Source organism: Clostridium aromativorans (assembly GCF_020908015.1).
GTDB classification, from domain to species: domain Bacteria; phylum Bacillota; class Clostridia; order Clostridiales; family Clostridiaceae; genus Clostridium_B; species Clostridium_B aromativorans.
In genome coordinates this window covers 355038-379498 of record NZ_JAJJPB010000001.1, presented here as the reverse complement: position 1 = coordinate 379498, position 24461 = coordinate 355038, and the positions used below count along the sequence as shown (strand labels likewise).

Sequence of the window (24461 nt, the reverse complement as noted above, 5' to 3'; positions counted from 1 at the left end):
GGAAAGGGTGATGAACATGGCAAAAAGAGTAAGTTTAAGCGGTAACGAAGCTGTTGCAACTGCAATGAGGCAAATTGAACCGGATGTGGTAGCAGCATATCCTATAACTCCATCTACAGAAGTTCCACAGTATTTTTCCCAATTTGTAAACAATGGACAGGTTAAGACAGAATTTATACCTGTAGAATCAGAGCACAGTGCAATGAGTGCATGTATAGGTGCTTCGGCGGCTGGTGCAAGAGTGATGACTGCTACATCTTCAAATGGACTTGCATATATGTGGGAGCCACTTTATATTGCCGCATCATTGAGAAGGCCAATAGTCATGGCAGCAGTTAACAGGGCACTGTCAGGGCCTATTAACATACACAATGATCACAGTGATTCTATGGGTGCGAGAGATTCGGGATGGCTTCAGATATATAGTGAAAACGTACAGGAAGCATATGACAATTTCATACAGGCGGTTAGAATTTCAGAAAATGCCGATGTAAGACTACCGATAATGGTATGTTATGATGGGTTTATAACAAGTCACGGGATTGAAAACATGGCACTTCTTGAAGAAGAAGAAGTGAAAAAATTTGTGGGGGAGCATAAGGACGACTATTTTCTTCTTGGGGATACTCCTATTGCTTTGGGAACATTTGATGGAAATCAGTATTATTTTGAGCACAAAAGGCTTCAGGCTCAGGGAATGATAAATGCAAAAAAAGTTATTCTTGAAATTGCAGCTGAATATGAAAAAGTTACGGGAAGAAAGTACAATTTCTTTGAAGAATACAAAATGGACGATGCAGAAATTGCAATAGTTGTCATTGGATCCTCAGCAGGGACTTCAAAAGTAGTTGTAGATGAGCTGAGAGAAAACGGAATAAAGGCAGGGCTTATTAAAATCAGGGTATTCAGGCCTTTCCCGGCACCTGAAATAGCTGAGGCACTTAAAAATGTGAAAGCACTGGCTGTTTTAGATAAAACGGATTCATTTGCCACTACAGGTGGACCTCTTTTCAAAGAAGTAAGAAGTGCTGTATATGGAATTGGAGACAATAAAGTTGTGAAAAGTTATATTTATGGATTAGGCGGAAGAGATGTGACTGTAGACAGCATTAAGGAAGTTTACGCAGGACTTCGAGAAGATCTAGCTGCAGGGAAATATGAAATTTACAACTATCTGGGCGTTAGAGAATAGGAGGAGATAAAATGGCAGTAAATTTAAAAGAATTATCGAAAAAAGCGGACAGAATAACTGCAGGTCATAGGATGTGTGCTGGATGCGGTGCACCAATAGTGGCGAAATGGGTGCTCAAGGCATTGAAGACTGAAGATAAGGCAGTTATTGCAAATGCCACTGGATGTATGGAGGTTTCAACATGCCTGTATCCTTATGTTGCCTGGAAGGATTCTTACATTCACTCTGCATTTGAAAATGCAGGAGCCACTATAAGTGGTGTTGAGACTGCGTATAATTCCTTGAAAAAACAGGGTAAGGTAAAAGATAATTATAAATTTATAACTTTTGGGGGAGATGGAGGGACTTATGATATAGGGCTTCAATCACTTTCTGCTACTATGGAAAGGGGACATGATGTCGTATATGTCTGCTATGACAATGGAGCATATATGAATACCGGAATTCAGAGATCCTCTGCCACTCCTTTTGGTGCGAGCACTACTACTTCTCCCCAGGGAAAAGCAGTTCCAGGAAAGCAGCAGTATAGAAAAGACTTGACCAGTGTAATAGCTGCACATCATATTCCCTATGCAGCTCAGACGGTTGCCTCAAAATGGAAGGACCTTTATGAAAAATCCGAAAAGGGAATTTATACGAAAGGGCCTGCATTTATAAATGTACTTACACCTTGTGCAAGAGGCTGGAGATGTGATACTCAAAAGGAACTTCAGATAGTTGATTTGGCTGTTGAGACCTGCTTCTGGCCGCTGTATGAAATAATTGACGGTAAATATGTATTAAATTACAAACCAAAGAAGAAACTTCCCATAACTGAATGGCTAAAACCACAGGGGAGATTTAAACATCTATTTAAGCCTGGAAATGAATATATGATAGATGCAATTCAAAAAGAAGTAGATAAAAATTGGGAAGAACTTCTTAAAAAGTGTAATTTATAGCTGAGCCTTTAAATTTTAGGAGAAAGTTTTATGCCAGATTTTTAAAATATTTAATAATAGTGTTATAATTATAACAATTAATGTAATAAAATCTAACAAAATACTATATGCTGATTATGAATAAATAAACATTTTATTGGTTTTAGTGCCTATTGTATGTTATAAGAAATGAAAACATAAACATTATTGAAAATTTACACAGTTGGCATTAAACTTGCTCCTATTTTTAATGTATGTAAGTATAACTAAATGTTATTTAAGTTGAGGAGATGAGAATTATGAAATTGATGCATACTAAGCTTCCAGAATTTATTGAAAAGATGAAGAGGGCTGTTGTTAAAAATACTCCAGATAAAACCATTGAAATCAGAGGTCTTGAAAATTTGAAATGTGCAAAAATGCAGTCTCTTAGAACAGGAAGAATTGAGCTTTCAGTAGAGGAACTTGCAAAAAGAGAAGATGTTCAGAAAGTTGAACTCATTGTCATACCAAGAGTTCCTGAAACTATGCACACTGTCGTTGTTAAAGGAATTGATAAAGATGGAAAAGCCAAAAAGGCAATTTTAGAGGTTATCAATATTATACATCCTACTGAAGAGGTGGAAACTGCAGATTGTGAAGAAGTAGAAGACAGAAGGCCACCTTTGGGGAAACATTAAGGAGGAATAATCGTGAAAAAGCTGTTATATAGAATGATAAAACAGGGTCAGGTCAGAGACATTTTAATTCCTTTGAATATAGTATTTGTAGACAAAAAGGATATTGAAAATTCAGGGCTTGAAATAGATCAGGCAATTGAAAAAATAGCTCAGCAAATAAAAGGACCGGCTGGCATAAATGTTTTTGATATGGATGCCTGCACCACCAGCAGTGATGGTATTGTGCTGGATAGTGCTATAGTTAAAATGGCTGCATCGGATAATGGAAAAATCCATAAGGAATTTGGAATGCTTCCAATGGAAGAAATGAAAGTTACAGATCAGTTGATATCTGAAGAACCACATCTTGCCCAGTGGAAAAAATATTACAACGGCAGAAAGCTTTTTAGAGGGCCTAATCCTGCAAAAAAGATGATACCTGTGCATAATGCAGTTATGACAGGCAGGGCTGTTAACAATAATTCTGCCACTGAGATGATGAATGTAGTTACTATGGAAGAGATATTACTGCCTATTTTTGGACAGCTTCAGATAATGAAGGATCAGGATGTCCTTATAGGATACACAGGAGAATTTATATCCGTGGGAATTGGAATGACTGTTGCTGAAAAATATGGTAGAGTATTTCCTACCAGACAATTCAAAGCAGGAGATACAGCCCATGGTTCAGGGGAGTACGCAAAAACCCTTAAAAAACATATTCCCTGTATAGTAGCTCCTAAACAAGTTCTTGCCAAATATACTATCGATGCATTGGAAGCTGGTATGATTCCGGGAAAACACATTGGATGTTCTCCTGTAGTTTTAACAATTGCCAAATATTTAGGTGCTGATATAGATTTTGACAACATTACTGAAAAAGCCCAGGCAGAGCTGGCAAGTGTTGGTATTACTTTTGACTCTCTAAAAGCTCCAGTTAAAAAGTTGTCTAAAGAGGAAATTATAGCAAAAGCGGACGATATTATACCGGGTGTGGAGAAACCGGCAAGAATAAATAGTACTGAATTTGTTATAAAAGAAACTCTTGATGTATAATTTTTTAGATTAAATGGTTGTGTATAATATAGATGATCTTACTACTTTTATGATAAAAACTGTAACTGAAGAGTCTTATCCTATAATTATATGTGGAATATGTGATAAAAATAAAAGACAGGAAAGTTTGGATAAGCTTCTGGAGCTGAAAAAAATAAAATTTAACGGGTTAAAAGATCCATTTTTTATTGATTATAGATTGGCTGAAAAGGTGAAAACCATATCGCCTCATTATATAAAGGCTTTGGGTGTAAGCATTGTTATTGGAGATGTTCATCAGTCTACCGGTGGAATAATTGGATCACCTAAAAGTGACATAACCTCTTCAGGTAAAGATATAGAGAGCCTGGAGGGGGAACTAGTTGTTGTTTCAGTACCTGGAGGACCTGGATTTATAGTTAGAAGTGATGAAATCACAGCTAAAAAGATATACAGGGAATCTATGCTAAAAAATAAATCAGTTATTAATAGAGCACTTAGTATATTATCTAATATGATAAAATATGATGTAAATCTGGGACTTATTATTACAGATGGATGTGGGCCAAACAGCAGAGGGAGTGCAGTGACTATAGAAAACGGCAGAATATGTATGAGAATATTATAGGATCAAGTGATTCTTGGGCTCAGGTGGAGTTTGCTAATAAGGAATGCTTTTCTCCACCTGAACCTTAGAAGAACTTATCCAGGCGCGTAGCAGTGCTTATCTCCCACTTTAAGAATTTGGGAGTATTAGCAATGGTAGCGTTCGGATAAAATTGATATGGCTATGAAAGTAAATTCACATAAAAACTACTTTCATAGTCATTTTTTAGGGAGGGTAAAATATGAAAATTGCTTATTTTCAGTGTACCGCCGGAATAAGCGGAGATATGATTTTAGGAGCACTGGTGGATGCGGGATTAAAACTGGACACTTTAAAAAAGGAGCTTATGAAAATTAAAGTACCTTTTGATTTAAAATCAAGACATGTATTGAAAAATGGAATAGGAGGTACAAAAATAGATGTCATTGTAGAGGAAGGGCATGTCCATAGACATCTGAGTCACATTAAAACTATCCTGCAGGAGAGTGAGCTCAAGGGAAAAGTTAAGGAGGACATAATAAGGATATTTACAAATCTTGCAGAGGCAGAAGCTAAAGTGCATAATACTACTGTGGAGGCCGTACATTTTCACGAAGTGGGTGCAATGGATTCCATAATTGACATATGTGGTGCAGTTATTGGATTGGACCTTTTGAAGATTGAGAAGATATACTGTTCTCCTATACACATAGGCACAGGATTTACAAAATGTGCTCACGGTATTATACCATTACCGGCACCTGCGGTGGTTCAGCTGCTCCATGGCATAAAAATATATTCAAAAGGGATAGAGAAGGAGCTGGTTACCCCTACGGGTGCTGCTGTTATCTCGACTCTCTGCGATAACTTTGTAGAGATACCTTCTATGAATATAGAAAGCTGTGGTTATGGGGCAGGGGATAGGGAGCTTGAAATACCTAATCTGCTTAGAATTTGTATAGGAGATTTGGAAGACAGCAAAAATAGAAATTTTGTAAAAGAGGGAGAGGCAGTAAAAATAGAAGTCAATATAGATGATATGAATCCCCAGTTCTATGAATACATATCTCAGAAACTGTTCTCCGCAGGAGCGAAGGATATATACCTGCAGACAGCTTTTATGAAGAAGAATAGAATTGGCAGCATACTATGTGTTAATGCTGGCGGCGAGGATTTAGATAGAATTTTAAAAATTATATTTGAGGAGACTACTACTATTGGAGTAAAAGTGTTCAATTTTCATAAATACATGCTGCCCTATGAAATCAAAAAAATAAATACGGAATTGGGGGAGTTTTCTGTAAAAGTAGCGTTTTATGGCAGCAAAATTTCAAATATATCTCCTGAATATGAAGAGTGTTGTGAAAGGGCAGAGGAGTATGACATGCCTATTAAAAAGGTATACGATATAGTAAAGCAGACTGCTGCCAGACAAAATATCATATAATTTTTCCCAAATATCCCGGGCAATATAGCCCGGGATATTAATTTTTTTGCTGTTATTTTTAGTCTCCTGAAAGTTCATTTAAATTATTCTTCATTTTTATGGATTTAACACCTCAATTTTCCTAATCAATATAAGTGTATCTATAATGTATCAGCTAAGTATGCTTATTGCATATATAAATTTTCAGCATATAGATTATTTAATTAATTAATTGTTATGTATAAAGTTAAAGTAAGAGGTTAAGGACAGGAGTGAAGACAAGTGAAGAATAAGGAATCGATTAATGGGCAGGAAGTAGGCCGTAGAATTCGAGGGAAGAGAGAAGAGCTAAATCTAACGAGGGAAAAGTTTGCTGAAATGGTAGATCTCTCTACACTTTATATAGGACAATTAGAACGAGGAGAAAGGCAGATGAGCCTTACAGCTTTAGTCAGGATAGCCAATTGTCTCCACGTCACCACTGATTATTTAATATATGGGGAACAGAAAGACAATGGTAAAAATATTATGATTAGGGAAAATTTAAGAAAGTACAAGCTGTCCGGCACTGAGGATAATTCCGTATTGTATGAACTCCTTGGAAGGTGTTCCAAGAGAGAACTGGATTTAATAGAAAATATGGTGAAATTGATTTTGCCTTATATCAGATAAATGATTTTTTAAAAATTCAATTTAAAATGTATAGTGAAGAGTTAATGGTAAATGAAGATTTTCGGTTGGTACCGAAAATCAGCTAAAGCTATTAACTCTTGATTTTTAACTTTGAATAATAAAATATTATAGAATAAGACTTAATTTTCTGATGGCAGAAGATGAAACAGGGTATAAATTGACTGACATACTGGAAGTTCACTTTCTAGAGATACCAAAATTATCTGACGAAAAATTTGAGAGAAGTAAGGATGATCTAATAGTACAGTGGATGGAATTTCTGGATGCAAAATCGAAGGGAGTGATAGAAGTGCTGGCTGGAAAGAACTGTTCTTGCACTTATGGCAGTAGGTGAGGATCCTACAAATTTTCAGGGTTATAATCTTATAGATAAGATTTATAATAATACTGAAATAGATGAGCAGGGGATAAATGCCTATGTGTTTGCACTTACTGCCCTTGATTCCGGAAGTTTTGAAATTCCGTCAGGTTCCGTTTGGACAAGAGATAAGTTGATAGATAAAATCTTAGAAAATAGGACAGAAGACTATGGCTGGGATTATGCAGGAGATAGTGCGGATCCGGATATGACTGGTATGGCTATTACGGCTCTGGCGCCTTATAAGGATAGAACGGATGTAAAAGATGCCGTTGACAAGGCCGTTGGCAAATTGTCTTCCATACAGGACAGTGATGGTGGGTTTTCTTCCTGGAAAGTTAGCAACAGCGAGAGCATCTCTCAGGTTATAATAGGTCTTTGTGCAAATGGTATAGATCCTGCAAGTTCTGCTTTTATCAAAAATGGAAAAACACCTGTAGATGCACTTTTAAGTTATGAGGTATCCGGAGGCGGGTTCAGTCACACAAAAGGCACAGGATATAATGCTATGGCAACAGAACAAGCAGTGCAGGCACTTGAGGCATATAATATCTTAAAGACAAATACGGGTACGGGAATATATAAATTTAAGTAGGTTTTGAATTTATTTGAAATCCGTTTAATTAAATAGCATAAGGGCACTCTTTATCGCTGAAGTGATTGGTAGAGGGTGCTTTTTAGAGAATTTTTTAGTTTGAAGGTAATTTTAAGATTTTTTGTAGTGCTATTGAAGTGGGGACATTTATGGAATAGAATAAGTGTTGAATGTAAGTGAACTTTTATGTAGTTCAGGGCAATTGTAATTCATAGGGAGGGTTCAAATGAAGAGAGTTGTTTTATTTTGTTTAGTTATAGGTTTGCTTTTTAGTGGATGCAGTTCTGGTAATGAAAGCAGCGGCAAGTCTATCAGCATAAATGGGCCAAGCACTGATACTGTATTTATTATGGGTGGAAAGATTGCGACAAATGACAGCATAGATGTGAGTTCAAATATTACTGGAAAAGTTGTGGAAGTGTCTGCAGATCTGGGCAAAAAAGTGAAGGCTGGAGATGTAGTGGCTAGATTGGATACCACAGAGCTTCAGAGTAAGGTAGATGAAGCACAACTGGCGGTAAGTGCTGCACAGACTGGTCTTTCTAATGCTCAAAGTAATAAAAATTCAAATTCTTCTGATGTCAGCGGATATCAATCTCAGCTTGCCCAGGCTCAATCGCAGTTGAAAGCCTCTCAGGAAGCACTGGATGCTGCTGTTATTAAGGCGCCTATTTCAGGTACGGTGAGTTCGAGAAATGCAAATATAGGGGACACGGTAACTGAAGGTGAATCGATTATCTCAATAGTCAATACGGATAATTTATATGTAAATGCATATGCTCCAGCTCGTATCTTAAATCAGATTAATGTTGGACAAAGTGTAGCTGTAAAAATACCTGATATATCAGATGACGAGTTTTCGGGGAGGATAGCCGTCATAAATTCAAAACTGGATCCACGAAGTTCAGATGTACTTGTGAAAGTAACTTTAAATAATAAAAACCAACTTTTAAAACCAGGTATGTTTGCAGAAGTTGGATTGCAGTAATAGAAGAGGTGGGTTAATATGAAATTTGATATAATTTCTGTTATAAGAGAAAATCGAAAAAAGATGATTTTAGGAGTCCTCATAGCTGCTGCAGTAATAGTGGTGAGCTTGATCTCGCATTATGTGTATGAGCATATCTACTATGTTTCCACTGACGATGCAAAAGTTACTGCGGATTTGATCAATGTGAGTCCGCAGATTCGTGGAAAATTGCTGGAATTTGATGGAGATGAAGGCGATACAGTTGTAAAGGATGAGATAATAGCACGTCAGGATATGGGAAATCTTCCTGATTCAAATGTAGATCAATCTCTCATAAGGGCACCTATTGATGGCTTGATTGTAAAAAAACAGGCCAATGTTGGAGATAACTTGTCTCCGGATAAGACCATAGCACTTCTGGCTGATCCGAATAGTTATTACATAATTGCCAATGTGGATGAGACAGAAACCAGAAGGCTGCAGTATGGACAGAAGGTGGATGTATCAATAGATGAATACGGATCAAAGAAATTTACAGGTAAAGTTCAATCCGTAGGGCAGATGTCTCAAGATGCACTGAAACCTAATTCTTACTCGAAAGATGGAAAATATAAAAAAACAGTTCAAAAAGTGCCTGTAAAAATCAAATTTGACAGCTCCAGTAACTTGAAAGGTAAGTTTACCATAGGTGACAATGCATCGGTAAAAATTCGTGTTGTAAATAAATAAGAAATTCAGGTATATGATCAATAATTATCATATACCTGAATTTTTTTATTTAAAGAAATAGTTGAATTTGTAGGTAACTTATAAAAATATCGCACATGTTTTTAAATACAATTATATAATAACGTAGTACGACAATGTAAAATAATTGGCAAAATACAATTGTACAATATTAAATTCTATATTTTAATGTATTTTAAAATTTAAAATATAAATTGTTGACATTTGTAATATTGTTGGGTATAATACTATTAATGAAAAAAATAAAGAATGCAGTACGATAATATAGAACAAAAGTGTATTTACTAAATTTATTATATAAGTATGTATGTTAACTGATGTAAATTGAGAGAGACATTTATTTTTAGAATTTTTGAAAACGATATTTTATTAATTTTAATTAGGAAATAGTATTTTTTAAAAAAATAATAAAAACATAATACGATAATGTAGTACAAATTAATTTTTGTTCTAAGAAGAGGAGATGTAAATATGGATAAAGTCAAAGTAGGTATTATTGGTCCTGGAAATATTGGTTCTGATTTGATGTATAAAATTATACGAAGCCAATATATTGAGTTAGCTATGATGACTGGTGTAGTTGAATCAGAGGGTATAAAAAGGGCAAGAAAGTTGGGGTTTAATACATCAATAAAAGGAATTGATGCAATACTCCCTGAGAAAGACATTAAAATTGTATTTGATGCTACAGGAGCACAGCACCACTTAAAACATGCACCGCTGCTCAAGAAAGCTGGTAAAATAGCCATTGATCTTACGCCGGCAGCTGTTGGACCCTATGTAATTCCCTGTGTAAATCTTGATAAGGTAAAAGAAGAGCCAAATTTAAATATGGTAACTTGTGGAGGACAAGCTACTGTACCTATAGTATATGCTGTTAATAGAGTAGCAGGAGCGAAGTATGCAGAAATCGTATCCTGCCTTGCATCAAAGAGCGCTGGCCCAGGAACAAGACAAAATATTGATGAATTTACGCAGACAACAGCGAAAGCATTGGAAGTTGTGGGAGGGGCAAAAAAAGGCAAAGCTATAATAATATTAAATCCAGCGGAGCCGCCTATTATGATGACCAATACTATATATGTACAGGTTGAAAATCCAGACATAAAAGCTATTACTGAATCAGTAAATGAAATAGTGAAACAAATAGAGGTCTATGTACCTGGTTATAAGCTTAGAGTACCGCCTATTATTGATGGAAATAAGGTGACAGTTATTGTACAGGTTGAGGGTCAAGGAGATTTCCTACCTAAGTATTCTGGAAATCTTGATATAATAACATCTGCTGCTGTGAGGACAGCCGAAAGGTTGGCACAACAAATCATTGCAGAGGAGGGGAAATAATATGGGTGAAAAGAAATTTATAAATTTAGTGGATACAACTTTAAGAGATGGAAGTCATGCTGTTTCTCATGAGTATGACGTAAAACAGGTTAAAGCCATAATATCAGGACTTGATAAAGCAGGAGTTAGGTATATCGAATTATCCCACGGCGATGGACTTGCAGGATCTTCTTATAATTATGGCTGGTCTAAAACAAGTGAAGAAGAACTTTTAAAAGCAGCAAGTGATGTAATTGAAAATGGGAAACTTACAGTACTTTTACTACCGGGAATCGGGACTGTTGAGGATTTAAAAATGGCATGCAACTATGGAGCTAAGGTAGTAAGAGTTGCAACTCATGTCACAGAAGCGGATATAAGTGAGCAGCACATAGGCATGGCTAAAAAGCTTGGCATGATGGCAGTGGGATTTTTGATGATGACACATATGGTGCCAGTCGAGAAGGTTGTTGAGCAGGCAAAACTACTCGAATCCTATGGAGCAGATTATGTAAATATAGCAGATTCTGCAGGGGCAATGCTTCCAGAACAAGTTACAGATAGAATCAGTGCAGTTGTAGATGCATTGAATGTGCCAGTGGGATTTCATGCCCATAATAATTTAACATTAGCTACCGCAAATTCTTTATCAGCGATTAAAGCAGGGGCAACGTTTATTGATGGAGCATGCAGGGGACTGGGAGCTGGAGCAGGCAATGCACAGATAGAAGTTTTAGCTGGACTTCTCCAGAAGCTGGGCTATAAAACTGGTGTAGATTTTTACAAAATCATGGATGTAGCAGAAGATGTAGTAGAACCAATTATGAAACGCCCGCAGGTTGTATGTAATGCTCCTTTGATGTTGGGGTATTCAGGAGTTTATTCGAGCTTTCTACTTCATACTTATAATGCAGCAAAAAGATTTAATTTAGACCCAAGGGATATATTGGTGGAATTAGGAAAGAGAAAAATGGTTGGCGGCCAGGAAGATATGATTATAGATGTTGCATATGAACTATCGAAAAATAGAGGGTAATATAATTTAAGTTGTTACACTGATTAATCATTGAAAAAATTTACATATAGAATGATTTTAGTGCTTTTACTAATTTTTTTATATGTATATTTTATATAATTGCAAGAACAAGTTAACTTATTCTTATAATTTTAACCTTGAAGGGAAGTGATAAATGGAGTATTAAGGCAAATAAATTTATTAATTTATTATTAAACTTAAATTTATTATTAAAAAGGTAGGGTGAATGTTTAAATGTTTCCAACGATGAAACAGGTGGAGTATTTTACTCCTCAGAGAAAAGTGTTTGGAGTTAATGCAGTTGATAAAATTGGACAATATATTAAGAGCATGGGGATTAAAGGAAAAGCAATTATTGTTACAGATCCGGGTGTTGTAGCTACAGGTGCAGTTGAAAGGATTGAGAAATCTTTAAAAAAGGAGGGCTTTACTTCTTCGGTTTTTAGCGAAGGAATTCCTGAGCCAGACGATATCATCTGTGATAAAGCTGCTAATTTTGCTCGTGAACAGAAAGGCAATTTTGTTATAGGTCTTGGTGGTGGAAGTGCTATGGATATTGGGAAAATGGCTGCTCAATTACTGAAAATACCTGGTAAAGTAGCAGATTATTTACCAACTTATACGTTTCCATCGAAGGGTGCTCCCTTTATTGCAGTAACGACTACATCAGGAACTGGCAGTGAGTCTACAATGTATGCAATAATTAATTATTCAAAAGATAATATAAAAGGATTCTTTAGTACACCATATATTTTATCGGATCTGGCCATAGTTGATCCAACATTGCTTTTGACAATGCCACCAAAAGTTACTGCCGCTACGGGTATAGATGCATTATCACATGCTATTGAAACAATGATGGCTAAACAGGAAAACCCGATAACTGATGCACTTGCAATGAAAGCGGTTGAATTGATTGCAGAAGCATTACCTGTAGCCGTTTACGAAGGTGACAACCTCGATGCCAGAGTAAAAATGGCTTATGGTTCCATGATGGCTGGGATTGCTTTTGAGGATCCAGGAATTGTTGAGGGTCATGCATTATCACATACACTAGGTTCTATATATCATGTACCTCATGGTGTTGGATGTGCCATAGGTTTGCCATATGCTATGGAATATAATATGGGACATTGTATGGAAAAAATGGCACGTATTGCAACTGCACTTGGACAAAATACTAGTGGGATGAGTGTTCGCGAAGCAGCTAAATCAGCTATTTTTGCAGTTAAACAATTAATCATTGATGTTGGCCTTCCGTTGACTTGGGCTCAGTTCGGAAGTAGAGATGATATTCCAAAACTGGTTGATTTGATGACAAATTGTCCATGGATTACAGCATTCTACCTTTGGTCAAAACGCAAGATGACAAAAGAAGCTGCAACAGAACTAGTAACGCGAAGTTATGAGGGGCGAATAGGTGAGGGCATTTTTTAAGAACTGTTTTGAATATATTTGAAGTTTTAAACTACATGTTACTATGGATTAGTTATGGAATATAACTGGTAATAAAAAATAAAAGGAGAGAATAAGTCATGTCAATAAATTACGCAAAATGGAATAAATTGTATATTGATGGAAAATGGAAAGAAGGTTCAAGCGCAAAAATAAATACTATTACCAATCCATACAATGGCGAAGAGATAACCAAACTTAAGCTTGGTGGGAAAAAAGATATTGATGAAGCCTATGAAGCAGCGAAATCGGCTCAGTTAGCTTGGTCAGAAGTGTCTGCTTATGAAAAAATAGCTCTAATGGAAAAAGCTGCACAGCTTTTTGAAGAGAGAAAAGAAGAGCTTATTAAATTATTGATTGATGAAAGTGGAAGTGCAAGAATTAAGGCAGAGATTGAAGTGGATTGTTGTATTACAGATATTAAAGAAGCAGCTAAGTACCCAATGATGATGAAAGATGAAATATTCCCTTCTTGTATTCCTGGCAAAGAAAATAGAGCATACTATTTTCCTGTAGGTGTTGTTGGAATTATTTCACCATGGAATTGGCCTCTTTATTTAAGTGTTCGTGGTGTGGCACCAGCACTTGCGGCTGGGAACGGTGTTGTGCTTAAAGCTGCTTCTTTGACTCCTATTTCTGGTGGACTTGTAATTGCAAAAATATTAGAGGATGCAGGTTTCCCAAAAGGAATTTTTAATGTTGTAGTAGCTGATCCAGGTGAAATCGGTGATTATTTTTCGGAGCATCCAATTCCAAGGGTTATTTCGTTTACTGGTTCTACAAATGTGGGGAGAAGAATTGGAGAGATTGCAGGTAAAAACCTTAAAAGGGCATCATTGGAGCTGGGGGGAAATAATGTTTTCATTGTTCTAGATGATGCAGATATAGATCAAGCTGTAAAAGCTGCAGCATTTGGACGTTATTTTCATCAGGGTCAAATCTGCATATCAACTAATCGTATGATTGTTGATCGAAAGGTTTATTCTGAGTTTGTTAATAAATTCAAAAAACTAACCAAGAAAATTAAAGTTGGCGATCCAAATGATGTAGATACTATTATCGGTCCAATGATCACTAAAAAACAGATTAATAGGGCGCTTGAAGTTCTGGATAATTGTGAGAAAGAGGGCGCAAAGATCGAGGTACACAGCGAAGTTAATGGTAACATGATGAGCCCATCTATTGTTACTAATGTAAAAAATGATATGACAATTGCAAAAACAGAGCTTTTTAGTCCTATTGCGGTAATTATACCTGTAGATAGTGAGGAAGAAGCAATCAGTGTTGCGAATGATAGCGATGTAGGGCTTAGTGGAGCTGTTTTCTCCGGTTTACTTGAGCGTGGAATTCGAGTGGCAAAACAGATTGAAACTGGTATGATTCATGTTAATGATCAAACTGTTGGTGTTGATTCAGGCGCTCCATTTGGTGGTGAAAAAGGATCTGGTTTTGGCAGATATTGTGGAGCAAAATGGACAATTGGTGATTTTACAACGGTGAAATGGATTTCTGTTCAGAAAGTACCTCGTCAGTTTCCTTTTTAGAATTTGAATAAAATTGTAGGGACAGGTTAACCTGTTCTTACAATTTCATTTTTAGTTATTGCTGTGAAATTTATTTAGCAATAATATTAAGGTTTTAAATTGTAATAATTGAAATCTTTGAAAATTTTATAAAGGAATTGATTTATAATGAAATAATTTATTCCATTATAAATATATGATAATATTATTTTATAATAGAAAACATTATCATGTATTTATAAATAACTCTTTATATAAACTAATTGTTTGTGCTGCTAAGATAGCATTAATAAAATATAGGTCAACATTTGAAGTGAACAAAAAATTTTTCGAATTATTTGTTTGTCTATTTTGGATAAGTAAAATTGGGGCATAAATAAATTGAAAAAAACCAAATTCATTTTATTATTCTAGAAATTCATATGAAATATTTATCAAAGATAAATATAAAAGTGTATAAAGCTAAAATGGGTAATTACATATATTATATTCGAAAATAAAATTTATTATAAAATCTTATGAGAGGAGAAGTAATTGTGGAACTTAGGGAGTATCTTTTTTCTGATATAAGGAATTATAAATGGAATTTTAAAATAATTTCTAAACAAGAAGGAGTTTTTTCCGGAAGTCAAAGGTTAAAAAAAGTGGCGGATGAATTGAGGATAGAAAGTAAAAAAATATATTCCGAAGGGGATAAGGTCAAAGCAGGTGATTGTGTATTTTCAGGAAATGGAGATGCAGAACAGATTGTAAAGGCCGAAGAGATGCTTTTAGGAGCTATTGGAAAATTTTCAGGAATTGCCACTGCTGCATATAAATTTTCCAGAGAAGCAGGTTGTAATGTAAAAGTTGTGTGCGGTGCATTTAAAAAAATCCCAGTTGAAATCAAAAGAGATGCTCGACAATCCATTCTCTCTGGGGGAATAGGAACTCGTATAATAGATGAACCTTTTGTATATCTTGATAAAAATTATGTTAGACTTTTGGGATGTGTTAAAAAAGCTGTTAAAAGAGCTAAACAATATGACAGCACCAGAATTATAGTGGTACAGCTTAGAGGCGAAATAAATTCTATAGTGGAAGAAGCAATTCAGGCGGTGGAAGCTGGAGCAGGGATACTAATGGTGGATACGGGGAATATAGGCGATTTAAAATCTGTTGTCAGCATAGCGAGTAAATATAAGAGCTCTAAGAATATTAAAATTGCATATTCTGGTGGAATAAGTTTGAAGGATATTAAAATTATAGAAGATTATGGTGCCGATATTGTGGATGTAGGAAGGGCAATTATCGATGCTCCAATGCTGGATTTTAGCCTGGATGTTGTCAAGTAATTCTTAAATCCATGATTTACTATTTGCATTTTATATTTTAAACTTTTAAATAAATAATGGTAGCCGTGAGATAAAAATTTTGAAAGGATGATTTTAATGGAATGGGATTTACTTGAAAAGACCACTTTTTGGATTGACGATGTAAATTTAAAAAATGCTAATCTAGATGAAATTGCAGAGAAAGTTTCCCAGGTACTTAATATGACAACCAGGGAAATCATGGTTGTAGATGTAAGATCGGGACTTTTGGCATTTGATATTATGAAACGTAAGGTTCAGGCTGAATCTGTAATAGGAAAAGAAAAAGAGATACTTTCTAAACTGTCTGAAATTTCTGGAGTAGAGCTTGGAAGTGATGCTGCAGTACATTCTGAAGGCATACTTGGACTTATTGGGCTTGATTCTAAAGAAGCGAAGGATGTTCTGGAAAAATCAGCAGGGCTTACTAGGCAGATCAAGAAGGCAGTTTCAAAGCGTGTAAAGGTGTTTGCATCAGGTGCAGAAGTCATAGCTGGCAAAATAGAGGATACAAATTCTCCATATATCATAAAATCTTTGGGAAAATACGGGTATAAGGCCAAATTTGGAGGAGTTTTAAGAGATGATGTATTGGATGCTGAAAACAGCATAGAAGAAGCGCTTGAAGAAGGATATGGGTTGATCGTGACTACAGGAGGGGTTGGAGCCGAAGACAAAGATTTTAATGTAGAGGCTATACTGAGAATAGACAAAGATGCATGTACGCCTTGGATTTTAAAATTTAAGCCAGACTACCACAGGCACCATAAAGAAGGAGTTCGAATTGGAGTGGGAAAGGTTGGAATGAGTTATATAGTTGCTCTACCGGGACCCCATGAAGAAGCTAAATTAGGCTGTGATATTCTGATAAAAGGAATTCAAAGTGGACTTGATAAGGATTTATTGGCAGAAACTATTGCCAGTGCTTTACGCCAGCGATGGAGAAATAAAATGAAATGAAAAATATGAAGTGGAGGATGAAAATATGAATTACAATGAAGAAGCAAAAAAACTTTTGGGATCGGAGGCATCTAAAATCCCCGTAGGCCCTCTTACGGAAAAATATCCTAATCTGAGTATTGAGGATGCATATCATATACAACTTGCAGGAATTGACATGAAGCTTTCTCAAGGACGTAAGATAATAGGGAAGAAAATTGGACTTACAAGTCGTGGAATGCAAAAGCTCCTTGGTGTAAATGAACCGGATTATGGTCATTTATTGGATGATATGCTTATTTTAGAAGGTGATACTTTAAATCGAAGTGATCTCATTGCACCGAAAGTAGAGGGAGAACTGGCATTTGTTCTGAAAGAAACTCTCAAGGGGCCTGGAATAACTATTGCAGATGTTTACAGGGCTACTGAAGGAATTTTCCCTTCTTTCGAGATTGTTGATAGCCGTGTTAAAGATTGGAAGATTAAACTGGCAGATACAATTTCGGATAATGCCTCCAGTGCAAGATTGGTGCTTGGGAGCAGAATGGCTTCCATAAAGGATTTAGATTTAAAGCTTATTGGAATGATGTTTGAGAAAAATGGAGAAATGGTAAGCAGTGGTGTAGGTGCAGAAGTTTGGGGAAATCCTGCAGCGGCTGTAGCATGGCTTGCAAATAAACTCAGTGTATTTGATATTGCACTTGAAAAAGGAGAGATCATCCTTGCAGGTGCATTCACAGCAGCAGAAAAAGCCGAGGCAGGAGATATATTTACGGTTTCTTTTCATGGTCTTGGAAGTGTAAGTGTAAAATTTATTTAGTACCAGGTAAAATTTGAATATTCTCCTCCTATTGCTAAAATATGACTTTTTATATAGGAGGAAAATATAGAACCTAATAAACAATTAGGAAAATAGATTCATGTAATTATTTTATACTAAGGAGGGAATAAATACAATGAAAAAAGTTACACTTTTACCCCGTGTGGATAATGAAAAGTGTAGGGCATGCCGCACTTGTGAGAAAGTATGCCCTGTTCTTGCTATAAAAGTTGAAGATCATAAAGCTTTAGTTGATGTCGACAGGTGTAGGGGTTGTGCAAATTGTGAACAAAGATGTCCATTTGATGCTATAACTATGACAAAAAGGGATAAAGTTATTGAGATTGGTGTAGATATAAGCAGTGTAGGTTACGAAGATATAATAGATCTCTGTGTAAAAGCACATCTCCATCCAGAACAGACAATTTGTTATTGTGTAGGAGTTAGAGCAGAGGAAGTAGCTGCAGCTATTCTAAAGGGAGCCAAAACTCCTGAGGAGGTTTCACTTGAAACTGGAATCCGTACAGGCTGTACAATAGAGTGCATACAGCCAATACTAAGGCTTTTGGATGCTGCAGGATGTAAACTTAATCCAATTAAAGGAGGATGGCAGTGGTATGGTAAAACGGCCACTGCATGGGATTTGCCGGAGGAAGTAAAAAAGAAATATTCCTCTCGTGGATTCTATTTTGAAGAGGACAGGGAAGTATTAGATAAAATTATTGATGGGTGTAGGAAAGGAGAGGATAAATAATGAGACCAGCAATTGCGCCAATATCTCCAAAAAAATCACAATATGGTATTGATCCCTCTCTGGTAAAGACCAGAGCAGCAGATCTTCCAGGTATGACTTCGATTTACTTAAAAGAACTGTTTCCTGATTTGCCGGATGTGATTTTCCCTGGAGAAAATGGTATAGAAAGAGTGAGAAAGGCTGCAGAGGAAGCTCTTATGAAAGTTGACATGAGTATGATAAAGCCTGAGCATTCAGTAAATATCTTGGCTTCTCATCATGGTTTTACTCTTTTAGGAGGGCAGCCCTATGCAGAACTTTTGAAAACTGTGAAAGATGTAATAGAAAAGAGGACTGGATGTAGGGATATACGATTACGTGCAGGTGTTGGGATGCGTTTTCGTGAAACTGAAGAATATATAAAAAGGTATGAATTGGATAAGTATTTTAACGGAAAGGCAATAGGAGTAGCTCCGGTAGATCAGGGTATTCCTATAGAGACTGAAATAGGCACATTATATGGACTTAAAAAGGTTTATGATGCTGATTGGATAGTGCATACACATCACAGTGATGTTAGAGAAGTACATTTTCACCGTCAGGTGGATAAGGCAGTAAAGCCTTTTGGAATGTCCTATGCACGTATTGAGACAAGATCTACTTATCACCAGAATCTTGGGCCAAGGGGTGCGAATTTTGTGGCAAGGGCTCTGTTTGATTCGGATTTCGTACAGAAAAAATTTGCATTTGCAGCTTTTCTTGATGTTGCTCCGAATGGAATCGTGGGGGTGGATGTAAATAATGATCTGTATGAATTAAACAATAAAGTAACTTTTATTGGGTGCAAACAATATGGAAAGATAATGACACTGTTTGGTGAAATAGATGAGTGTATAGCTGTACTTGATTTTCCATGTCCTGTTCCCTATGTATTTTCAGCCGGAGTAATATATGCCAATTTTGCAGGGGCAAATACGGATTTATATGATTTAGATAGACCTCTTCCACCATATACCTGGTATACGGAAGCTTTTTATGGGAAGAATGGGAAACCTCTGCTTGATAGTATACCTCCTATAAATCCTGCAATAAAGATGTGCATTCACAATTATGCTTGGACAGGTTATCCTTCTGCTTTCTTTGCACAGCATATACCTACTTTGGTCGTAGGAAGCGAACAGGCAGAGCTGTTTAACCGAGATCCGCTGAATTTAAACTATATGGACTATGCAGCTTTAGTGAAGGATACTGAAACTGCCATTAATTTTGCCTATACTGCTACGGGAACTAAGAATGTAATTATATTTGATGGGGCAATGGGAGCACTAAATGTAAGTGAATCTCTTGCAGCATTGCTTCTTGAGAAGGCACCAGAAGTGAGTGAAAGAGTTGACAGGAAATTGCTTCCTAAATGGCTTCGTCAGAGAGGTGTCGATATGTCTGTATTGAAAGAGTAATTTGATTAAGCATTTGCCTGCATCTTTTTATTTCAGGTGCAGGCTGAATATATAAAATTTTTAGGAGGAATGGCTTATGAAGAAGATTATTTTCAGTGTACTGAAGGAATAAGTGGAAATATGATATTGAAGGCCTTGGTTAATGCAAGGAAAATGGAATTGTCAGTATTTTGAATATGAGTGAGTTTCAAAAAGATGTGAATAAACTCCTGAAAATAATATTTAAGGGAATTACTACTATTGGAGTAAAGTTATTTAAATTCCATAAATATATGATGCCCTATAAGATGGAAAGAACTCCTATCCCTTTAGGCAAGGTTTCAGTGAAAATAGAATTTTTTATAGATCAAATACCAAATTATTTCCTGAATATTATGAGCGTTGCAGCAAAGCTGGAGAATATAATATATCTGTAAAAAATATATAATATAGTAAAATTATCGGCTGACAAATATATGAAATAAAAGTATAATAAAAATATGTAAATTTAGCAGTTTTGATAATAAATGTAATTATAAAGGGAAAAGGTGTATAGAAGATGCAAAAGAGCAAATCGAACTTAATTCAATCAGTGGATAGGGCACTGCAGATACTGGAATGTTTTTCTAAAAAAGATAATGAGCTAGGTGTTACGGAGATTGCCAATCGTCTGGATTTGCATAAAAGTACAACTTTTGGACTCCTTAGCACATTGGAAAGCAGAGGATATTTAAAGCAAAATTTAGAAAATGGGAAATATAGATTAGGGCTGAAGCTTTTTGAATTGGGGAAATTAGTTGAAGAAGGTATGGATTTAAGGGCCAGTTCATTCCCATACTTAAAAGAATTGGTAGATAAGTATGACGAAACGGCTCATTTAGCCATATGCAATGGAAATCAGGCGGTATATATAGACAAAGTTGAAGGCGAAAGTGCTATTAAAATGAGTTCACAGCTTGGAAGGAGTGTTTATATGTATTGTACTGGAGTAGGTAAGGCTATATTGGCTTTTATGCCTGAGATGGACATAGATAATATAATTCAAAACACTGATTTTAATCAATTTACGTGTAATACAATTACAGATCCTGATAAATTGAGAGATGAACTGAAGGAGATCAGAAAAAGAGAGTACTGTATTGATAATGAAGAATTGGAAGTGGGATTAAGATGTGTAGCCGCACCTATCATAAATTATAACGGATATCCTGTAGGTTCTATTAGTGTATCAGGTCCTGCCAGCAGGATGAGTGATGAAAAATTGGAATCCATAGCAAAGGATTTAAAACGTATTGTTGCTAAAATCTCTGAAACATTGGGATATAAAACGGAGAAGTACAAAAATTTATAGAGAATAAATTTTAAGAGATATCTGTAATTTTTGATAGAATAGGATTTAATCCACGTTTGATTTGATAAACAAATGGGGGATAATTTTATGAGTGATATATATAGAAAAAGACTTTTAGAACTTCAAAGGGAGATTTTAAAATCAGGTATAGATATGGCTGTGTTGGTGGACAGGGAAAACTTAATCTACTATACTGGATTAACTAATATAGAATGTATGGCATTGGTTGTACCTTCAAAGGGGGGTATTGTCTGCATAACTTTAGCTATGGATTTGGCTTTTATAAAACAAAAATGTTGCCATTTAAACGTAGTTGGATATGATTTTCCGCAGAGTAATCTAGGCAGGAAGCTGGTACAGGTAATAAGGTATATGGGGTTTAATTCTCCAAACGTAGGTTTTAGTAAATATTTTGTAGAATTCAGTGTATTTGATGCACTGCGTATGGGCTTAAAAGGAATGGAATTTTCAGACATAACTGATATATGTTATAAAATACGTTCTGTAAAGGATGAAAGTGAAGTAGAGTATATTAGAAAAGCCAGCGAATTTTTAAAAGAAGGGATGGAAGCTGCAGTCAGTTCAATAAAGCCTGGAATGACTGAAGTCCAAGTACTTGCAGAGGCGCAATATGCAATGCAGAAAGCTGGTTCTGAAGGATCCACTTTTAGAATGCAAGTACTGATACAGAAAAGGCAGCTTATAATTCATCCTTATGCAGGCAATTATACTATAGACAATAATCAGGCCATTGTAATCCATTTGGGAGCATCCTATAAAGGATATACGTCAAAGATGTGCAGAACTATAGCACTTGGGAGGGTGGAGCCTGAAACCAGAAAGATATATAATGTTTTGGTTGAGGCTCAGGATAAAGCCATTCATGCATTGAAACCGGGAATATCTGTTGGTGCTGTTTATGATGCTGTTTTTAAAGTGATAAGTAATGCGGGGTATGGAAAAAACTTTTTAGATATTGCTGGATATGGAGTTGGAATTAGGCAGTCTGAATTTTATCCAATTATAAAGCGTAACGGAGATACTGTAATAGATAAAAATATGGTTGTGGATTTGTTATTGCCTACTATATATAAAAAAAGTGTAGGGGGACCACGCATAACTGATGTATTGAGAGTTAGGGAAGAGGGAGCAGAACTGCTTACTGAATTTTCTAAAAAGATGATACAAAAATAAATTGATTTCAAAATTGACCTATAAAAAATTTTGATATATACTATCTAATAAGGAATGTATTTTATAAAAATTTAATATGTACTGTTAGGTGCTGCTATTTTAAATGATATCAAGATAGCAGTTAAAAGGAAAAGTGTAAAAAACACTGCAGCCCACCGTTACTGTATGGAGGATGAAACCTTATTTATGTCACTGGTGAAATAGATCCGGGAAGACGAGGGAGTAAGATGAATCTGAGCCAGGAAGCCTGCCTGATATGTTGTTAATTCTTTCGGAGGGAGAGATATTACATAACTTAAGTGATATTTGTTGCGTAAATGGAAGATTAAAAGTATTGTGAAAACAACACTTTATATAGTCTTTGTTTGATGTAATATATTTTAACTTGTAAATAGATGTATTTAAGATAAAGAAAGAGGATCCCTTTGGATTCTCTTTCTTATTGTGCAGTAAAGAAAGTGTTTTTAGGAGGCGAAGATAAATGGAAAAAAAGTTGCAAAAAACTGAAGATAATTTTGATAAGTATTGTCTGAATAAAGAAAATAGAAGCTTTAAAGAGATTATATTTGAAAATAAAATGTCAAAACTTATTGATAAATTATACAATCAAATGGATGAAAGCTACAGGTTGGATATATTGATAAAACATAATTTGGAGGAAATAGAACATGGGAAATTTATGGGAAAAAGCTAAGCTCGGGAGAATTTGTTCCAGAATAAGTAGAGGCTCATCTGTAAAAATTACTGAAGAAATTTGTAAAGAATCTGTAGTACCTTTTGTAAGAAGCCATAATATAGGCGATGGTATATTTATTTATGAGGGACTTTCATTTATTGAATATAGTGCGGCAGAGAGAATCAAAAGTGTAAAGCTGGAAAAAGGGGATATATTGATCAATATGAGATTAAGTTCTTCTTTGAGATTCACACTGGTACCTGAAGATATAATAGGAGGTATGGTAAATCAACATGTTTCTGTAATAAGAGTAAAAAAGAATATTATTGATCCTATTTTTTTGAAATATTTTTTGATGTGGGATAAAACGCAGAATTTATTAATTTCCATGGTCATGAAAGGCAGTGTTAGAACAACTCTTACCAAGAAAGCAATTGAGAATTTAGAAATATATATACCGCCTATGGATCAGCAGAAAAAAATTGCTTTTATTCTTTCTTCATTAGATAATAAAATTAAATTGAATAATCAGATGAACAAAGTTATTAATGAAATGGCAAATGCTATTTTTCAATATTGTTTTGTGGATTTTATACCTTTTAGTCAGGATGAATTCAGAAAAAGTGAATTGGGGAATATACCTGGGTGCTGGAGAATAGAAAAAATGAAAGATATAGTTCCTGTAACAGACGGAACCCATGAGTCCCCTAAAAAGGAAGAAGCAGGATATAAACTTATAACTTCCAGGAATATAAAAAACAATAGCATAGAATTTAAAAATGTTAATTTTATATCTAAGGAGGATTTCAAAAGAATTAATATAAGAAGCAGGGTAGAAAAGCTTGATATTTTAATAACGATGATTGGAAGTATAGGAAACACACTGCTTGTTCAAGACGAATGTATAGATTACACCATAAAAAATGTAGGGCTTATAAAGACATCATCAAATAAAGAGATGGCAGAGTTTATTTTTATGTATCTGTCCTCGGATAGAATGAAGAATTACATAAAGACTAGAATAACGGGAAACAGCCAGAAATATATTTCTCTCACGGAATTGAGGAATATACCTGTTATTGTTCCACCTGGTAATGTAATTATAAAGTTTAATAGATTAATTTCAAAGCTGTATAAAAAAATGGCTCAAAATAATTTTATCAATAGTAATTTGACAAATATCAGGGATATATCCCTTTCCAAATTGGTTTCCGGTAAAATATTATTGGAAGATATCACATAGAAATTAAGGAAAGTAGTGTTTATAGATAAAAATCTATGCTTGAATATCTATTGACTGAATAAAATTTATATCTTATACTTAAAAGTAAGGCAATAAATAATTTATAAAAATTTAATATCCAGTAGTAAGTGATATTTTTAACATTCAGGTTTATTTAAAATATGAAAGAAGATCCTTTTGGATTCTCTTTTTTATTGTG

Annotated in this window: 26 protein-coding genes and 1 riboswitch; all 26 genes read left to right on the top strand. The window is 35.3% G+C overall.

What is annotated here, in order from left to right; all coding sequences use genetic code 11:
• Window positions 1-16 precede the first annotated feature (16 nt).
• The 26 genes from porA (at window position 17) to LN736_RS01675 (ending at window position 24262) form a co-directional block, all read left to right on the top strand.
• Complete coding sequence (gene porA / locus LN736_RS01800; RefSeq protein ID WP_229980641.1) at window positions 17-1192, top strand: pyruvate ferredoxin oxidoreductase; 1176 nt, start codon at window positions 17-19, stop codon at window positions 1190-1192.
• A gap of 11 nt (window positions 1193-1203) precedes the next feature.
• Window positions 1204-2133, top strand: a complete 930-nt coding sequence (locus LN736_RS01795; RefSeq protein ID WP_229980638.1) for a thiamine pyrophosphate-dependent enzyme — start codon at window positions 1204-1206, stop codon at window positions 2131-2133.
• Window positions 2134-2411: 278 nt separating this feature from the next.
• On the top strand, window positions 2412-2792 hold the full coding sequence (locus tag LN736_RS01790; protein ID WP_229980636.1) for a hypothetical protein: 381 nt from the start codon (window positions 2412-2414) through the stop codon (window positions 2790-2792).
• 12 nt (window positions 2793-2804) lie between these two features.
• On the top strand, window positions 2805-3827 hold the full coding sequence (locus LN736_RS01785; protein WP_229980634.1) for a hypothetical protein: 1023 nt from the start codon (window positions 2805-2807) through the stop codon (window positions 3825-3827).
• Between the two features lie 19 nt (window positions 3828-3846).
• Complete coding sequence (locus LN736_RS01780) at window positions 3847-4434, top strand: hypothetical protein (protein WP_229980633.1); 588 nt, start codon at window positions 3847-3849, stop codon at window positions 4432-4434.
• Window positions 4435-4654: 220 nt separating this feature from the next.
• Window positions 4655-5839, top strand: coding sequence for a nickel pincer cofactor biosynthesis protein LarC (gene larC / locus LN736_RS01775; RefSeq protein WP_229980631.1), 1185 nt, complete (start codon window positions 4655-4657; stop codon window positions 5837-5839).
• A gap of 261 nt (window positions 5840-6100) precedes the next feature.
• Window positions 6101-6490: a helix-turn-helix domain-containing protein gene (locus tag LN736_RS01770; protein WP_179978070.1), complete on the top strand. Its 390-nt coding sequence runs from the start codon at window positions 6101-6103 to the stop codon at window positions 6488-6490.
• Window positions 6491-6605: 115 nt separating this feature from the next.
• Complete coding sequence (locus LN736_RS01765) at window positions 6606-6845, top strand: PD-(D/E)XK nuclease family transposase (RefSeq protein ID WP_326839061.1); 240 nt, start codon at window positions 6606-6608, stop codon at window positions 6843-6845.
• On the top strand, window positions 6832-7464 hold the full coding sequence (locus tag LN736_RS01760; RefSeq protein WP_229980627.1) for a prenyltransferase/squalene oxidase repeat-containing protein: 633 nt from the start codon (window positions 6832-6834) through the stop codon (window positions 7462-7464). The genes LN736_RS01765 and LN736_RS01760 overlap by 14 nt, the downstream gene beginning before the upstream one ends.
• A gap of 226 nt (window positions 7465-7690) precedes the next feature.
• Complete coding sequence (locus LN736_RS01755; protein ID WP_229980625.1) at window positions 7691-8452, top strand: efflux RND transporter periplasmic adaptor subunit; 762 nt, start codon at window positions 7691-7693, stop codon at window positions 8450-8452.
• Between the two features lie 18 nt (window positions 8453-8470).
• Window positions 8471-9163, top strand: coding sequence for an HlyD family secretion protein (locus tag LN736_RS01750; RefSeq protein ID WP_229980623.1), 693 nt, complete (start codon window positions 8471-8473; stop codon window positions 9161-9163).
• 489 nt (window positions 9164-9652) lie between these two features.
• Entirely contained in the window at window positions 9653-10525 is an 873-nt protein-coding gene (locus LN736_RS01745; RefSeq protein ID WP_229980621.1) for an acetaldehyde dehydrogenase (acetylating), read from the top strand.
• Between the two features lies 1 nt (window position 10526).
• Window positions 10527-11540 (top strand): 4-hydroxy-2-oxovalerate aldolase, encoded by a 1014-nt coding sequence (dmpG, locus tag LN736_RS01740; RefSeq protein WP_229980619.1) that lies wholly within the window; start codon window positions 10527-10529, stop codon window positions 11538-11540.
• A gap of 234 nt (window positions 11541-11774) precedes the next feature.
• Complete coding sequence (locus tag LN736_RS01735) at window positions 11775-12977, top strand: iron-containing alcohol dehydrogenase (protein ID WP_229980617.1); 1203 nt, start codon at window positions 11775-11777, stop codon at window positions 12975-12977.
• A 98-nt stretch (window positions 12978-13075) separates the two neighbouring features.
• Window positions 13076-14539 carry an aldehyde dehydrogenase family protein gene (locus LN736_RS01730; RefSeq protein WP_229980615.1) on the top strand — a complete coding sequence of 488 codons (1464 nt, stop codon included), beginning with the start codon at window positions 13076-13078 and terminating at the stop codon, window positions 14537-14539.
• Window positions 14540-15054: 515 nt separating this feature from the next.
• Window positions 15055-15852, top strand: a complete 798-nt coding sequence (locus LN736_RS01725; RefSeq protein WP_229980613.1) for a nicotinate-nucleotide pyrophosphorylase — start codon at window positions 15055-15057, stop codon at window positions 15850-15852.
• 96 nt (window positions 15853-15948) lie between these two features.
• On the top strand, window positions 15949-16830 hold the full coding sequence (locus LN736_RS01720) for a molybdopterin-binding protein (RefSeq protein WP_229980610.1): 882 nt from the start codon (window positions 15949-15951) through the stop codon (window positions 16828-16830).
• A gap of 25 nt (window positions 16831-16855) precedes the next feature.
• Window positions 16856-17629: a 2-keto-4-pentenoate hydratase gene (locus LN736_RS01715; protein WP_229980608.1), complete on the top strand. Its 774-nt coding sequence runs from the start codon at window positions 16856-16858 to the stop codon at window positions 17627-17629.
• Window positions 17630-17765: 136 nt separating this feature from the next.
• The gene (locus tag LN736_RS01710) at window positions 17766-18383 is read left to right on the top strand and encodes a 4Fe-4S binding protein (protein ID WP_229980606.1); all 618 of its coding nucleotides are present in this window, start codon (window positions 17766-17768) and stop codon (window positions 18381-18383) included.
• Window positions 18383-19819 carry a hypothetical protein gene (locus LN736_RS01705; RefSeq protein ID WP_229980604.1) on the top strand — a complete coding sequence of 479 codons (1437 nt, stop codon included), beginning with the start codon at window positions 18383-18385 and terminating at the stop codon, window positions 19817-19819. Before LN736_RS01710 ends, LN736_RS01705 begins: the two co-directional genes overlap by 1 nt.
• A gap of 69 nt (window positions 19820-19888) precedes the next feature.
• Complete coding sequence (locus LN736_RS01700; RefSeq protein WP_229980602.1) at window positions 19889-19993, top strand: LarC family nickel insertion protein; 105 nt, start codon at window positions 19889-19891, stop codon at window positions 19991-19993.
• Window positions 19994-19995: 2 nt separating this feature from the next.
• On the top strand, window positions 19996-20235 hold the full coding sequence (gene larC, locus LN736_RS01695; RefSeq protein ID WP_229980758.1) for a nickel insertion protein: 240 nt from the start codon (window positions 19996-19998) through the stop codon (window positions 20233-20235).
• A 122-nt stretch (window positions 20236-20357) separates the two neighbouring features.
• Window positions 20358-21149, top strand: coding sequence for an IclR family transcriptional regulator (locus LN736_RS01690; RefSeq protein ID WP_229980600.1), 792 nt, complete (start codon window positions 20358-20360; stop codon window positions 21147-21149).
• Window positions 21150-21236: 87 nt separating this feature from the next.
• Window positions 21237-22343: a M24 family metallopeptidase gene (locus LN736_RS01685; RefSeq protein ID WP_229980598.1), complete on the top strand. Its 1107-nt coding sequence runs from the start codon at window positions 21237-21239 to the stop codon at window positions 22341-22343.
• 69 nt (window positions 22344-22412) lie between these two features.
• Window positions 22413-22612: riboswitch (cobalamin riboswitch) on the top strand.
• A gap of 212 nt (window positions 22613-22824) precedes the next feature.
• On the top strand, window positions 22825-23037 hold the full coding sequence (locus tag LN736_RS01680) for a hypothetical protein (protein WP_229980596.1): 213 nt from the start codon (window positions 22825-22827) through the stop codon (window positions 23035-23037).
• Entirely contained in the window at window positions 23012-24262 is a 1251-nt protein-coding gene (locus LN736_RS01675) for a restriction endonuclease subunit S (RefSeq protein WP_229980594.1), read from the top strand. The genes LN736_RS01680 and LN736_RS01675 overlap by 26 nt, the downstream gene beginning before the upstream one ends.
• Window positions 24263-24461 lie beyond the last annotated feature (199 nt).